Below are 13,073 nucleotides of genomic sequence, written 5' to 3'. Positions count from 1 at the left end.
CGGATAATCAGTCTGATAGGAAATTACCGCGCAGATTTCTCCGGCGGCTGTTCAATCCACATCTCACGACTGTAAGCCACATCTTCAGGATTATTGATCGGATAACCTTTGACCCGCGGGCTGATCAGACGTGCATTGGTGTACTGATAAATCGGGGCGATAGGTACCTCTTCGGCGATCATTTGCTCGGCCTTGTTATAGTCGCTGTTGCGGGCAGCTTCCGTGCGTTCGCGGGCCGCCCGGGCCAACAGAGCATCGTATTGCGGGTTACTGAATCCGGAAATATTACCGCTGTTACCACGGGTCAGCAGCCCCAGGAAGGTAGAGGGTTCATTATAATCCGCTATCCAGGACGCCCGGATCACGTCGAAATTCCCCTGATTACGGCTGTCCAGATAGGTTTTCCACTCCTGATTCTGCAGAGTGACATCCACCCCCAGGTTTTTCTTCCACATTGAGGCGATGGCAATGGCAATTTTCTGATGCACTTCTGCCGTATTGTACAACAGCGTCAGATGCAGCGGTCTCCCCGGCCCATAGCCCGCAGAGGCCAGCAGTGATTTGGCCTGCGCATTCAGTTCCTGCTGTGTGTGCTGCTGAATATAGAGCGGTTGCGGATGAAACCCCTGTGTTCCGACCGGGGTGAAACCCCAGGCGGGTTTTTCACCGGTTCCCAGCACCTTATCGGCAATCACCTGTCTGTCGATACTCCACGACAAAGCCCGTCGGACTCTGACGTCTGCCGTCGGGCCTTTACGGGTATTAAACGCATAGTAATAGGTGCCGAGCTGCATCGGGGTATACACCTGGCCGGGCAATTCTTTCTTCAGCAAACGATACATGTTTTTCGGGAAAGACTCGGTGATATCGATATTCCCTGCACGGTAACGCTGAGTCGCTGCAGACTCCTCATTGATCGGGACAAAGGTGACTTTATTCAGCACCGTATGGGTGTTATCCCAGTAATCCTTATTTCTGACCAGCACGATTTTTTCATTCACCACCCGCTGCTGTAACTGATACGCCCCGTTGCCCACCAGTTCCCCCGGCTGCGTCCAGTCATTTTTAGCGCTACGGATAACGTCCCGCGGGACCGGGAACAGGCAGACATTGGCGACCAGTGAAGGGAAATAAGCCACTGGATGATCCAGTGTCACTTTCAGATGCCAGGCATCAATCGCAGTGACGCCCAGTGAAGACGGCGGCTTTTCTCCGCGGGTGATCGCTCCGGCATTTTCAATACCGCCCAGCGCCGCAAACCAGGCAAAAGGGGAACGTTGTGCCGGGTCCACCAGACGCTGCCAGCTATAGACAAAATCGGCGGCAGTCACGGGTTTACCGTCTGACCAGCGGGCATCCCGGCGCAGAGTAAATATCCAGGTTTTATTGTCGTTACTCTGCCAGCGTTCAGCGACACCCGGCACAATGTTGCCGGTACTGTCCTGGTTCGTCAGGCCTTCAAACAGGTCACGGATCACCTGCATTTCCGGTAATCCCACCGCCTGTACCGGGTCGAGTGACGCCGGCTCATCTTTTATTTGCCGGACAATTTCCTGCCGGGCCGCTAAGTGCGCGCCGGGGGGCAGTGTCGCCGCCAGACACTCGGTCGCGGGCATCATCGCCAGGGCCAGCGCGGAAAGCCTGTACCAGTTAACCATATGTGCTCCCTCTTGTTTTTCGTTCCTCTGGCCTGATATCAGGCAGGCTGCCCCTTTCACGGCCAGACAGAGATGATATTTATACGGCAATATACCGTCCCTGCTCGTAAAAGGGTGCAAAATATGGGATAAATTAGGGGTTCACTTGCACTGTACGCTATTGAAGTGCGTCGCAGTCACTCACAAATGATGATAAGGAATCGCTGATGTCTCAGACTATCAATTTTAAAGGGCAGCCAATTGCCATCGCGGGTCAGTTTCCGGCTAAAGGCAGCGTTGCTCCTGACTTCACCCTGGTGACGAAAGATCTGAGTGATGTCTCACTGGGAGACTATGCCGGAAAACGTAAGGTACTGAACATCTTCCCGAGTATCGATACCAGCACCTGTGCAACCTCGGTACGTAAATTTAATCAGCTGGCCTCAGACATCACCAATACGGTTGTGTTGTGTATCTCTGCTGACCTGCCGTTTGCACAAAGTCGTTTCTGCGGCGCTGACGGCCTGGACAATGTGATCACACTGTCGGCATTCCGTGGCAGTGACTTTAAAAATGATTACGGTGTCGAAATTCTTGAAGGCCCGCTGAAAGCACTGAGTGCACGTGCTGTGGTGGTGCTGGACGAAAATAATACTGTGCTGCATGCAGAACTGGTTGAAGAAATCGCGCAGGAACCTGACTACGACGCCGCCCTGGCTGTGCTGAAGTAAGTTCCGCTCAGCAGGCCCGCCTCCTGACGGGCCTGCTGTCTCGCGGCTGATCCGGGGTTATCCGGCCTCGTCTTCACCGGCCCCTTTTTTATTCAGCCCGTATTCACGAAGTTTGTTGGCGATAGCCGTATGTGACACTCCCAGTCGTTTCGCCAGCTTACGGGTACTCGGATAATGGCTGTAGAGACGAACCAGTACCGCGCGTTCATATCGCCCGGTAATATCGTCCAGAGACCCCTCCAGATTGTCATCCATAGGTAATTCATGCTCCGCCTGCTCCGGCAGGATAATATCCTTAGGACGAAGTTCATCACCTTCCAGCTGCGCCATGGCCCGGTACAGGGTATTTTTCAACTGTCGTACATTGCCAGGCCAGCTATATCGTGAAAGATAACCGGCCAGTTGTGGCGAAATCGACGGGGCTGCCCCTCCCTGTTCATCTGCATAACGGGAGACAAACATCTCTGTTAATGGCTGAATATCGCGGGCGTGTTCGCGTAAAGGCGGGATACTGAGCGTCAGTACATTCAGGCGGTAGAAAAGATCCTCGCGAAACTCCCCCCGGCTGACCAGTTCCTGCAGGTTTTTTTGCGTGGCGCAAATGACCCTGACATCGACGTGCACCTCATGCTCTTCACCGACCCGACGGAAGGTTCCGTCATTCAGGAAGCGGAGTAATTTGGTCTGCATACGCGGGGACATTTCGCCGATTTCATCAAGTAATACCGAGCCCCCGTTGGCCTGTTCGAAAAATCCTTTTTTATTCTCCAGTGCATTCGGGTAAGCCCCGGCAGCATGGCCAAACAGTTCACTTTCGGCGACATCATCCGGCAGAGAGGCACAATTCAGCGCCAGGAAAGGCTGAAGATGACGGTGACTTCGCTGGTGACACGCTCTGGCAAGCATATCTTTGCCGGTTCCGGTCTCACCGGTGATCAGCAAAGGCGCATCATGGACGGCCAGTTTTCTGGCCTGATTCAGTAACTGACGCATTTTCGGGCTGGCTGCCACAATGTGTTCAAAACCGCAGTTATCAGTCATGTTAATACGCTGAAGCTGGTGGCCCATTCTCGCCGTGGATTTCAGCATGATCATGGCACCGACCGGCTGGATCTGCTGTTCCAGCTCACCCGGAAGATAGATGGGCAGAATTTCCATCAGGAAATCCCGGCCCTGGATCACCACATGTCGGGTAACAGAAGTGACAATGTCACTTTCCGGCCAATGGGAAAGCTCTCTGTCTTCAATCAAATGCCCGATTGGCGAGTGATACATCCTCTGTTCGTCCAGACCAAACAGCGTCTGTGCTGCCGGATTAGCCAGCTCAATACGTCCTTTCAGGTCGATAGAAAGGACAGGCTCAGGCATGGCCTCCAGTAAGGAAGTCAGTACCCGGCGCTCGCGCTCTGAGGGCATATCCGTGACAGTACGCACATCCGTCACCCCGGGCGTCCGGCGTATTTCGGCCATCAGCGAACGGAATTCTTCGAAAGCTATCGCACTGAAACGCAGATACAGGCGTTCAAGGGCCACGATTTCAATACCGTATAAATCGATATTCCGCGCGACCAGCAGATCCAGCAATTCACGGACCAGCCCCTGTCTGTCTCTACAGAAAATTTCCAGGCGCATCAATATTTTCCCGACCATCACAATAATCAGTCATCATACCGCGTCAGCCGGAGGAGCTGAAGGGCTCTGGCAGGAAAAGTTGACACTTCTGGCTGAGCGGAACCCTGGGCCCGGCTGTCGGAAAACCGCGCGGAAAGGGTTATCCGGCAGTACGTTCCTTGTTTTTATCCCGTGTGTGATCGGAGGGCTTTTTCTTCAGGGTATCGCGCAACTGGCTGAAAAGTTCAGTCCTGAAATCCCCGAGCCGGGGTTTATCCCCGTCAATCCAGGGGAGCGGGCGGCAGAGTTCCATCGCTTTAATGCCCAGCCGGGCCGTCAGCAGACCGGCACCGATCCCCTGAGCCGCCCGGGCCGACAACCGGCCCATGAGATCCTGAGACATCCAGTCCACGCCCACCTCACGCACAAGCTCACTGGCACCGGCAAAGGCAATATTGAACAGTACCCCCCGGAACAGACGTATCCGGCTGAAATAGCCCAGCTCAATGCCATAAATACGGGCTATCTGGTTAATCATTCGGATGTTACGCCAGGCAATAAAAAACATATCGGCCATCGCCAGCGGACTGACGGCAATAATCACCGCAGATTCCGCTGCATAACGGCTAATCTTCTCGCGGGCTTGTTTATCCGCGATGGGTTGTACCCATGAGGCATAGAGCGTCATGGTCTCCCGATCATTGTGCGTTTCCTGCAGAGATGTCTGCCAGCGACGGAAGGCAGGATGCGCCTCGCCGATCCCACTGCGCGCCGCCAGTTGTTCACAGAAGGCTTTCGCTTTACCGGTTCCGTGGCTGTTAAGTAATTCGCAAGCCTCATCGCGTTCCTGCGCCCGGTGTCTCAGCCGGTATAAACGGTAGCCTTCGCTGACCAGGCTCGCGGCGCCGGCAAACAGTACCAGCCCGAGAGAAAGGGTTCCGCCAAGAGCTATCCAGTCACGCTGATGCCAGGCATCCGTCAGCCATTGCCCGGTCCGGGCGATGACGGTCATGAAGAAGATCACCAACCCGAGCATAAAAAGCCGCCACCGGAACGACTTCCGTGGCCGCAATGCACCGTTAAGTACAATTTCTTCAGCAACCACGTCCTCTTCTTCTGCCGGATCCGGTGAGGCGGTAAATTCCCGCTCCCCCGGGTCAAAATACCGCGCTTCACGCAGCGGTTCCGCCGTGCCGGTATCCTGCGGGGGGAAATCGATCCTCGGTTTTAGCGGAGTATCGTCACTCATCGTAATTTGTCTCCGAGTAAAAATTCCAGCGCACTGTCCATACGGATATGGGGAAGCGGCCGGTCACTGTCCATGACCGGCGGTCTGAAGGCTTCAAAACGAAAGCCGCCGTTCTGCCAGAAGGCATCAGCCGGGAAACGGGGCGGAACATCGCCCGGATAGAACGTCAGCGGACTGCCATCAGAAAGACGATGTCCACGCAAAGCAGGAAAACGCTGCTGCTGGTGCATCATCGTCCCCGCGCCGGTAGCGCGCACTGACGACAATGCAACACAGTCCATTTTGATGCCCTCGAAGGCTGCCTGCTGCCACGCCTCCTGCACCATCTGTCGTAACAGCGAGACCAGACTGGCATGCTGATCGGTCGTGATATGGTCAGCTTTGGTCGCGGCAAACAGCAGCTTATCGATGACCGGAGAAAACAGGCGCCTGAGCAGTGTGCGCTGACCGTAGTGAAAACTTTGCATCAGTTGTGTCAGGGCCATCCGCATATCATTGAAAGCCTCAGGTCCGCTGTTCAGCGGCTGCAGACAGTCCACCAGCACGATCTGCCGGTCGAATTTTACAAAGTGTTCTTTATAAAACCGTTTAACCACATGCTGACAGTAATAATGATATCTGGCCTGCAACATGCCGTAATTGCTGTTTTTATCGGCCTTACTCAGCGCGGCCCTGTCATCGTCCGGGCCGACCGGCCAGGGAAAGAACTGTAATGCCGGAGCGCCGGCCATCTCACCCGGCATAACGCAGCGGCCCGGCTGAATAAAATGTAACCCGTGGTGTTTGCAGTCATGAAGATACGCCGTCCAGGCGTGAGAGATATCCGCCAGCTGGTTCTCATCGGCAGGCGCAAAAGGGTCCAGCGACGCCGTCAGTTGCCGCCATCGGGCAGCCAGCGCCGCGCGCTCTCCGTGCAGCAGTCCGGTCATCTGCTCTGACCAGCTAAAAAAGTCCTGTGCCAGCATCGGTAAATCCAGCAGCCACTCGCCGGGATAATCAATAATTTCCAGATACAGCGTTGAGGTTTCTTTCAGATAACGGAGCAATGAGTCCTGTGAGCGGTAACGAAGCGCCAGCCGCATTTCACTGATCCCCCGGGTCGGTGTCGGCCAGGCCGGCGGGGAATCGAAAAGCTGAGCAAGGCCCCGGTCATAACTGAAACGGGCAATTCCCATATCGCGTTGGGGGACTCGCCGGACGCCCAGCAATCGTTCGTCCCGGACCACGGAAAAAAGCGGCAATGCCGCGCCGTTATGAACATTAATTAACTGATTAACCAGTGAGGTAATAAAAGCGGTTTTGCCGCTACGGCTCAGGCCGGTAACGGCCAGGCGCAAGTGCTTATCCGCCCCGCGCTGTACCAGTGATGCAATCTCATTTTGCAGTCTCTTCATGCTTTTCCCTGAATAGGCGAGCCGACATTTTTTTCATTATTGCAGACAATGCCGGTTCCAGCACCATCGCCAGGACAATACGTACCGGCTTACGGGCGACGCGATTCAGTACCCGGGCACTGAGGCCGGCGGGTGTACGACTGATAGCGGTGATCAGGACAAATTTCAACACAGATTTAAGCACAGGTACTCCACGTTGCCATGCATTCTGCTGTCCGGTGTTTTTCATCGTTAACCTCTTAGCTGTGAACGGCGCACCGTTTACAGTTGCCTGAAACGGCTGCGCACTGAAAATGTTTCCGACGTGACGTAGCGTTCGATATCACGCAAACGCCGTTCATTCCGGCCTGTTTCGCTTTCCAGAACCTCCAGTAATGCAGACGCATCCGGTGCCGTAGTATCTTCCCCGTCGGCGGAGAGCGGCCTTTTTTCCAGAAAGTACCCCAGCGAAAAGTAGACCACTACCGTGATCATGAACAGGCCGATAAATAAAGAAATGATGACCATAATACGGATCAGTGTCACCGGGACATTCAGGTATTCGCTCAGCCCTGCGCATACCCCCATCAGTTTACCCTGCTGCGGGTCACGCCATAATTTACGTGATGACAACCCTGGGTTCATTGCGGCTGCCTCCATTGCGGATTTTCCGCATCAAGGATCGCTTCCAGCGCATCAATGCGCTCACGCATACGCCGGACATCCTGCGTCGCCTGTTGCAAGCGTTCCATCTCCTGCGACGAGAGTTCGTTACCCCGTTTATTGTAGTGCAGCCATAACCAGACAGGCGCAACAAACAGGACAAAAATGGTCAGTGGAACCATAAAAAGAATGACGGCGCTCATGAATTCTCCTTACTGAGTCGCGTTAAAGGCAGAAAGCCATGATCGGGCATTACTGCCCGTCGGTACGCTGCATTTTTTCTTTCAGTGCAGCAAGTTGCTGGCTTATCTCATCATCTGTTTTCAGGCTGGCAAACTGGCTTTCCAGCGACTGTGGCTTACCGAAACGCTGACTTTCGGCTTCGGCTTCCATATGGTCAATCCTGCGCTCAAACGACTCAAACCGGGCCATCGCCTGGTCCATCTTTCCGCTATCCAGCTGGCGACGGACATCCCGGGAGGCAGAAGCCGCCTGATGACGTAATGTCAGGGCCTGCTGACGGGCGCGGGTTTCAGTCAGTTTATTCTCAAGTTCGGTGATTTCGGTTTTCATCCGGTTCAGACTTTCTTCTGTCTGTGCAATTTCCTGCTGCAATGCCTCAATCACCCCGTTGAGTTTCTGTTTTTCCTGCAGCGCGGCCCGGGCCAGATCTTCTTTCTCTTTACGGATAGCCAGTTCTGCTTTTTCCTGCCACTCCCGGGACTGAGCCGTTGCCTGCTCAATGCGGCGGCTTAACTGTTTTTTCTCCGCCAGTGCCCGCGCGGAGGTGGTGCGGACTTCAATCAGGGTGTCTTCCATTTCCTGAATCATCAGTCTTACCATTTTTTGCGGATCTTCCGCCCGTTCCAGTAACGAATTGATATTGGCATTCACAATGTCGGTAAAGCGCGAAAAAATACCCATAAGGACTCTCCTGAAAGCTGCCGGTATTCCCGGCGAAAATTATTTCACACAAAATCATGTGGCATAATCAGTATTGCAAGCGGCGTGCCAGTTTTTAAAGTGATGATTTATAATGCTTTGTTTTTATTGCCCTGTTTCCCTGCGCCTGTAGAATGGTGATATTCATCACTAAGTGGTTATATTCATCATGGAACAACGGGATCCTCTGTCAGGAGAAGCGAATAATTTTCTCGCTATGCTTGAGCAGGTTTCGGCTCTGGCGGTGCTGAATAAACCGGTGCTGGTCATCGGTGAACGAGGTACCGGTAAGGAACTGATTGCCAATCGCCTTCATTACCTCTCCCCGCGCTGGGCTGGCCCTTTTATTTCCCTTAACTGCGCCGCACTGAACGAGAATCTGCTGGACTCGGAACTGTTCGGGCATGAGGCCGGTGCCTTCACCGGCGCCCGTACCCGTCATCAGGGCCGCTTCGAACGGGCCGATGGTGGCACCCTGTTTCTGGATGAACTCGCCACTGCGCCTATGCAGGTCCAGGAAAAATTACTGAGAGTCATTGAGTACGGCCAGCTGGAGCGCGTTGGCGGCAGCCAGCCACTGCAGGTCAATGTCAGACTGATCTGCGCGACCAATGAAGATCTTCCGGCCCGTGCCGCCAGCGGTCAGTTCCGTGCCGATTTACTGGATCGCCTGGCATTCGATGTGGTAAATATTCCTCCGCTACGCGAGCGGCAGTCCGATATTCTGCTGCTTGGCGAGCAGTTTGCCATCCAGATGTGCCGGGAGCTGGGGTTCCCCCTTTTCCCGGGGTTCACCGAAAAGGCCCGTCAGCAATTACTGAACTGGGACTGGCCGGGTAATGTGCGTGAACTGAAAAATGTCATCGAACGTTCTGTTTACCGCCATCACTCAAGCGAAGAGATGCTTGACCGGATTATTTTTAATCCATTCCGTCCCGAATTTTCGCCCGGCGAGGAACTGAAGAAAGTGCCTGAAAGTTCTCTGCCATTCAGCGCCGAACCTGAACTGCCTCTTGACCTCAGAGGATGGCAGCACCGGCAGGAACGTGCGCTGGTCGAATACAGTCTGCGGACACACCACTTCCATCAGCGTAAAGCCGCCGCTGCCCTTGGCCTGACTTATCACCAGCTTCGTGCTCTGATCAAAAAGCATCAGATACCGGTCAGTCGCTGATCCTGCCCCGGAGCCGTCAGCAGAATAATGCCGGCCCGGGCCAACGTCTGCGCCGGGTCACCACCGGTGATGTGTTTCACGGTAAGGAGCCTCCGGGACTTCTCCTGAGGGACAAATACTAAAGTTGGGGTCACTGCCGGGTTTACGGTACACTTCAGGTAATCTGTAAATAATCTTTGAGTACTATGCTGAAATTATATTCCGCGTTGTGTCTTGGCGTCGCTCTGCTCTGCAACACTGCATCTGCGTCAGTAACACCTGATATCCGGCAGAATGGCTTCGTTTACTGTGTAAACGGCGTGCTGAATACCTTTAACCCGCAATTGGCCAGTAGCGGACTGACCGTGGATACACTGGCGGCCCAGTTATATGACAGTTTGCTGGGTGTGGATCCCTATACCTATCGGCTGACGCCTGAACTGGCTTCCGGGTGGGATGTAAAAGATGGCGGCGCGACCTATATTTTTCATCTTCGCCATCATGTCAGTTTTCAGAAAACGGCATGGTTTACACCGCACCGCGCCATGGATGCTGATGATGTTGTTTTCAGCTTTTCACGTATGTTCGACCGCAATAACCCCTGGCATGACATTGGCGGCGGCAGCTACCCCTATTTTGACAGTCTGAAGTTTCCGGATAACGTCAAAAGCATCAAAAAGCTGGATAATTACACCGTTGAAATACAGCTGACACATCCGGATGCCTCGTTCCTCTGGCACATTGCCACCCATTACGCTCCGATACTGTCCAAAGAATACGCTGATCAGCTGACAGCCAGCGGTCATGAAGAGCAGATGGATCGTCAGCCGGTGGGGACCGGACCTTTCCAGTTGAGCGAATATCGTTCCGGCCAATTTATTCGTCTGGCACGGAATCCGGATTACTGGAAAGGTATCCCCCGCATGCAGCAGGTGGTGATCGATATCGGTGCGGGTGGTACGGGCCGTTTATCTAAACTTCTGACCGGCGAATGTGATGTTCTGGCCTATCCTGCCGCCAGCCAGCTGACCATTTTGCGGGATGACCCGCGCCTGAGGATGACCCTGCGCCCCGGCATGAATATCGCCTATCTGGCATTTAATACCCGTAAACCGCCGCTGGATAATCCCGCTGTCAGAAAAGCACTGGCGCTGGCAATCAATAATGACCGGCTGATGTCTTCTATCTATTATGGTACCGCAGAAACGGCAGCCTCTATTCTGCCCCGGGCATCCTGGGCTTATGACAGCCAGGCAACCGTCTCTGACTATAATCCGGCGAAAGCGATACAGGCACTGAAGCAACTGAACGTGCATGACCTGCATCTCAGATTAATGGTGCCGACCGCCTCACAGCCCTGGAACCCCAGCCCGCTGAAAACGGCGGAACTCATCCAGGCCGATTTGGGCCGTATCGGGGTGACTGTCAGCATTATTCCTGTAGAGGGGCGTTTTCAGGAAGCGCAGTTAATGTCGCTCAATCATGACCTGACGCTCGCGGGATGGTCGACCGACAGTAATGACCCGGACAGTTTCTTCAGGCCACTACTCAGTTGTGCCGCGATAAGCTCTGCCACCAACTATGCCCACTGGTGTGACCCGGCCTTTGATACGCTGCTCCATCAGGCACTCACGTCACAACAGTTGGCGGAGCGTATCGACCGTTACTCCCGGGCACAACAAATGCTGACCGATCAGCTCCCGGTACTGCCGCTGGCATCTTCACTGCGCTTGCAGGCTTACCGCTACGATATCAAAGGGCTGATCCTGAGTCCGTTTGGTAATACTTCCTTTGCCGGCGTCTATCGGGATGATTCTGAGGATAACGCTCCATGATTATTTTTATTCTGCGCCGCCTTGTCCTGCTGGGGATCACGCTGTTTCTGCTGTCGCTGGTCGCCTTCAGCCTGAGTTATTTTACCCCGCACGCCCCCCTGGAAGGCGCTTCGCTGGGCGATGCCTGGTGGTTCTGGTTCAAAAGTATGCTGCAACTGGATTTCGGCGTGTCCAGTGTTAACAGCCAGCCAATCACAGACCAGCTGAAAGAAGTGGTCCCGGCCACCCTGGAATTATGCGTACTCGCTTTCCTGCTGGCACTGCTGCTGGGGATCCCGCTGGGGATCACCGCGGCAGTCATGCGTAAAAAGTGGCAGGATAAACTGATCAGCGCCCTCGCCTTAGTCGGCTTTTCGGTGCCGGTGTTCTGGCTGGCACTGTTGCTGACCCTGTTTTTCTCTCTGACCCTCGGCTGGTTGCCAGTCTCCGGGCGACTGGACCTGCTCTATCCTTTGCAACATGTGACCGGTTTTGTCCTCATCGATGCCTGGTTATCAGACTCACCCTGGCGGCATGAGATGTTGCTGAATATTCTCTGCCACCTGATATTACCGGTAGTCACCCTGGCGGTGGCGCCGATGACCGAAGTCATCCGCCTTGTCCGTAACAGTACACTGGATATACTGGAAAAGAACTATGTTAAAGCTGCAGTAACCCGCGGCTTATCCCGCGTGACGGTGATCCGTCGTCATGTCCTGCACAATGCGTTGCCACCGGTGATCCCGCATCTGGGGTTACAGTTCTCTACCATGCTGACACTGACAATGATAACCGAGGTGGTATTTAACTGGCCGGGGCTGGGACACTGGCTCATTGGGGCCATCCGTCAGCAGGATTATGCAGCGATTTCTGCCGGCGTGATGGTCATCGGCACCATGGTGATGCTGGTGAATGTGCTTTCCGATATTATCGGCGCGGCACTGAACCCGCTAAAACATAAAGAATGGTATGCCCTGCGTTAAACTGAATTCCCGGGGAAGCTTTCCCGGGAATAGCCCTGAATGCCGGTCACTGGCTTCAGGGTGAAAGCGTAGTTACCCTTATCACTGCACAGGCCCAAATATTGCCGGGACATCGTTAACCCGCGACAGCGGTCACCGGGTTATGAAGGGTGACTGAGACAACGATTGATATCCGCACTGACATTATTGAAGGTACCGACGACCTGTGCCGGATTTGCCGTTACCCAGGCATCGGACGTGACTGATTTACCCTCTTCAGGTGCCTGAGTAATCTGGCTGAAAACATAATTACGTTGTGACGATGTCTCTGACACCTGCAGGGTAAAATTCACCACAAACGGCACCGGTGCTCCCATGCGGTTTACCGTGTAGGTCGTCTGACCGCTGAAGCCATTACCGACCGCAGACAGGCGTTGTGCCGCGCGAGTGGATAATACACACTGTCTGAGTTTATCCGCACTGACGCCCTCGCCGGCCGGATGGGGAAAAGACTTGATGTATCCATACTGACTGCTATTGTCTGAATAAACTCCCTGGATGGCCGTCACTGCCGTTGTCGCAGGATGCTCAGACAGGGTACAGCCGGAAAGAAGACTGCCGATAATCAATACCAAACCTGTTTTCTTATTCATGGTGTTGCCTCCCTGACAAATGTAGTTTGCAATCTTAATGGGAAACGAAATGCAGTAAAAGTATAAAACTGCGGTCTGTTACAATTGCACGGATTTTAAAGACACCGTTAACATCGCCCTCACGAAAGCCTTTCGTTCCGCTGGCGACGGCGTTTTGTGCGCGGGCAGTCCTTGCATAACATTGTGGATCCAACGGATAATCCGGGGCCGCCTCTTCTCTGTGTGGATCAGGTTGCCGGTCTTCCCCCGGTGAGGATAACGTCAGAGGCTGTCTGCCTCCACAGC

General features: G+C 54.2%; 13 protein-coding genes. 4 read left to right on the top strand and 9 right to left on the bottom strand.

Features of this window, described 5'->3' with window-relative positions; translation table 11 throughout:
* Positions 1-23: 23 nt before the first annotated feature.
* Entirely contained in the window at positions 24-1,619 is a 1,596-nt protein-coding gene (locus tag GTPT_RS10565) for a peptide ABC transporter substrate-binding protein (protein ID WP_244875084.1), read from the bottom strand.
* Positions 1,620-1,864: 245 nt separating this feature from the next.
* Here GTPT_RS10565 and tpx point away from each other — a divergent pair, with 245 nt between their 5' ends.
* A complete protein-coding gene (gene tpx / locus GTPT_RS10560; RefSeq protein ID WP_025903112.1) occupies positions 1,865-2,368 on the top strand; it encodes a thiol peroxidase in 504 nt (167 codons plus the stop codon).
* Between the two features lie 57 nt (positions 2,369-2,425).
* Here tpx and tyrR read toward each other — a convergent pair whose 3' ends face one another.
* The 7 genes from tyrR to pspA all read right to left on the bottom strand — a co-directional run bounded on the left by tyrR (position 2,426) and on the right by pspA (position 8,188).
* The gene (gene tyrR / locus GTPT_RS10555) at positions 2,426-4,000 is read right to left on the bottom strand and encodes a transcriptional regulator TyrR (RefSeq protein WP_029990371.1); all 1,575 of its coding nucleotides are present in this window, start codon (positions 3,998-4,000) and stop codon (positions 2,426-2,428) included.
* Positions 4,001-4,139: 139 nt separating this feature from the next.
* Positions 4,140-5,228, bottom strand: a complete 1,089-nt coding sequence (locus GTPT_RS10550) for a YcjF family protein (RefSeq protein ID WP_029990369.1) — start codon at positions 5,226-5,228, stop codon at positions 4,140-4,142.
* Positions 5,225-6,622, bottom strand: coding sequence for a YcjX family GTP-binding protein (locus tag GTPT_RS10545; RefSeq protein ID WP_029990368.1), 1,398 nt, complete (start codon positions 6,620-6,622; stop codon positions 5,225-5,227). The genes GTPT_RS10550 and GTPT_RS10545 overlap by 4 nt, the downstream gene beginning before the upstream one ends.
* Positions 6,603-6,851, bottom strand: coding sequence for a phage shock protein PspD (locus tag GTPT_RS10540; protein WP_025903108.1), 249 nt, complete (start codon positions 6,849-6,851; stop codon positions 6,603-6,605). Before GTPT_RS10540 ends, GTPT_RS10545 begins: the two co-directional genes overlap by 20 nt.
* A 32-nt stretch (positions 6,852-6,883) precedes the next feature.
* Positions 6,884-7,246, bottom strand: a complete 363-nt coding sequence (gene pspC / locus GTPT_RS10535; RefSeq protein ID WP_029990366.1) for an envelope stress response membrane protein PspC — start codon at positions 7,244-7,246, stop codon at positions 6,884-6,886.
* Positions 7,243-7,467, bottom strand: a complete 225-nt coding sequence (gene pspB, locus GTPT_RS10530; protein ID WP_025903106.1) for an envelope stress response membrane protein PspB — start codon at positions 7,465-7,467, stop codon at positions 7,243-7,245. The genes pspC and pspB overlap by 4 nt, the downstream gene beginning before the upstream one ends.
* Before the next feature lie 49 nt (positions 7,468-7,516).
* Positions 7,517-8,188, bottom strand: coding sequence for a phage shock protein PspA (gene pspA / locus GTPT_RS10525; RefSeq protein WP_025903105.1), 672 nt, complete (start codon positions 8,186-8,188; stop codon positions 7,517-7,519).
* Positions 8,189-8,372: 184 nt separating this feature from the next.
* Here pspA and pspF point away from each other — a divergent pair, with 184 nt between their 5' ends.
* The 3 genes from pspF (at position 8,373) to sapB (ending at position 12,156) form a co-directional block, all read left to right on the top strand.
* Entirely contained in the window at positions 8,373-9,380 is a 1,008-nt protein-coding gene (gene pspF / locus GTPT_RS10520; RefSeq protein ID WP_029990365.1) for a phage shock protein operon transcriptional activator, read from the top strand.
* Positions 9,381-9,565: 185 nt separating this feature from the next.
* Entirely contained in the window at positions 9,566-11,194 is a 1,629-nt protein-coding gene (gene sapA / locus GTPT_RS10515) for an ABC transporter substrate-binding protein SapA (RefSeq protein ID WP_029990363.1), read from the top strand.
* Positions 11,191-12,156 (top strand): putrescine export ABC transporter permease SapB, encoded by a 966-nt coding sequence (sapB, locus tag GTPT_RS10510; protein ID WP_025903102.1) that lies wholly within the window; start codon positions 11,191-11,193, stop codon positions 12,154-12,156. The genes sapA and sapB overlap by 4 nt, the downstream gene beginning before the upstream one ends.
* A 140-nt stretch (positions 12,157-12,296) precedes the next feature.
* Here sapB and GTPT_RS10505 read toward each other — a convergent pair whose 3' ends face one another.
* Positions 12,297-12,788, bottom strand: a complete 492-nt coding sequence (locus tag GTPT_RS10505; protein WP_029990362.1) for a hypothetical protein — start codon at positions 12,786-12,788, stop codon at positions 12,297-12,299.
* Positions 12,789-13,073 lie beyond the last annotated feature (285 nt).

The sequence above is a fragment of the Tatumella ptyseos ATCC 33301 genome (assembly GCF_000735525.1).
Taxonomy (GTDB): domain Bacteria; phylum Pseudomonadota; class Gammaproteobacteria; order Enterobacterales; family Enterobacteriaceae; genus Tatumella; species Tatumella ptyseos.
The sequence above is the reverse complement of the archived record's forward strand: the minus strand, read 5'-3'. Positions and strand labels throughout refer to the sequence as shown.

Bases quoted from the DNA above. Each gene is read 5' to 3' on its own strand.
- GTPT_RS10565 (WP_244875084.1), bottom strand. From the start codon at position 1,619: ATGATGCCCGCGACCGAGTGTCTGGCGGCGACACTGCCCCCCGGCGCG.
- tpx (WP_025903112.1), top strand. From the start codon at position 1,865: ATGTCTCAGACTATCAATTTTAAAGGGCAGCCAATTGCCATCGCGGGT.
- tyrR (WP_029990371.1), bottom strand. From the start codon at position 4,000: ATGCGCCTGGAAATTTTCTGTAGAGACAGACAGGGGCTGGTCCGTGAA.
- GTPT_RS10550 (WP_029990369.1), bottom strand. From the start codon at position 5,228: ATGAGTGACGATACTCCGCTAAAACCGAGGATCGATTTCCCCCCGCAG.
- GTPT_RS10545 (WP_029990368.1), bottom strand. From the start codon at position 6,622: ATGAAGAGACTGCAAAATGAGATTGCATCACTGGTACAGCGCGGGGCG.
- GTPT_RS10540 (WP_025903108.1), bottom strand. From the start codon at position 6,851: ATGAAAAACACCGGACAGCAGAATGCATGGCAACGTGGAGTACCTGTG.
- pspC (WP_029990366.1), bottom strand. From the start codon at position 7,246: ATGAACCCAGGGTTGTCATCACGTAAATTATGGCGTGACCCGCAGCAG.
- pspB (WP_025903106.1), bottom strand. From the start codon at position 7,467: ATGAGCGCCGTCATTCTTTTTATGGTTCCACTGACCATTTTTGTCCTG.
- pspA (WP_025903105.1), bottom strand. From the start codon at position 8,188: ATGGGTATTTTTTCGCGCTTTACCGACATTGTGAATGCCAATATCAAT.
- sapA (WP_029990363.1), top strand. From the start codon at position 9,566: ATGCTGAAATTATATTCCGCGTTGTGTCTTGGCGTCGCTCTGCTCTGC.
- sapB (WP_025903102.1), top strand. From the start codon at position 11,191: ATGATTATTTTTATTCTGCGCCGCCTTGTCCTGCTGGGGATCACGCTG.
- GTPT_RS10505 (WP_029990362.1), bottom strand. From the start codon at position 12,788: ATGAATAAGAAAACAGGTTTGGTATTGATTATCGGCAGTCTTCTTTCC.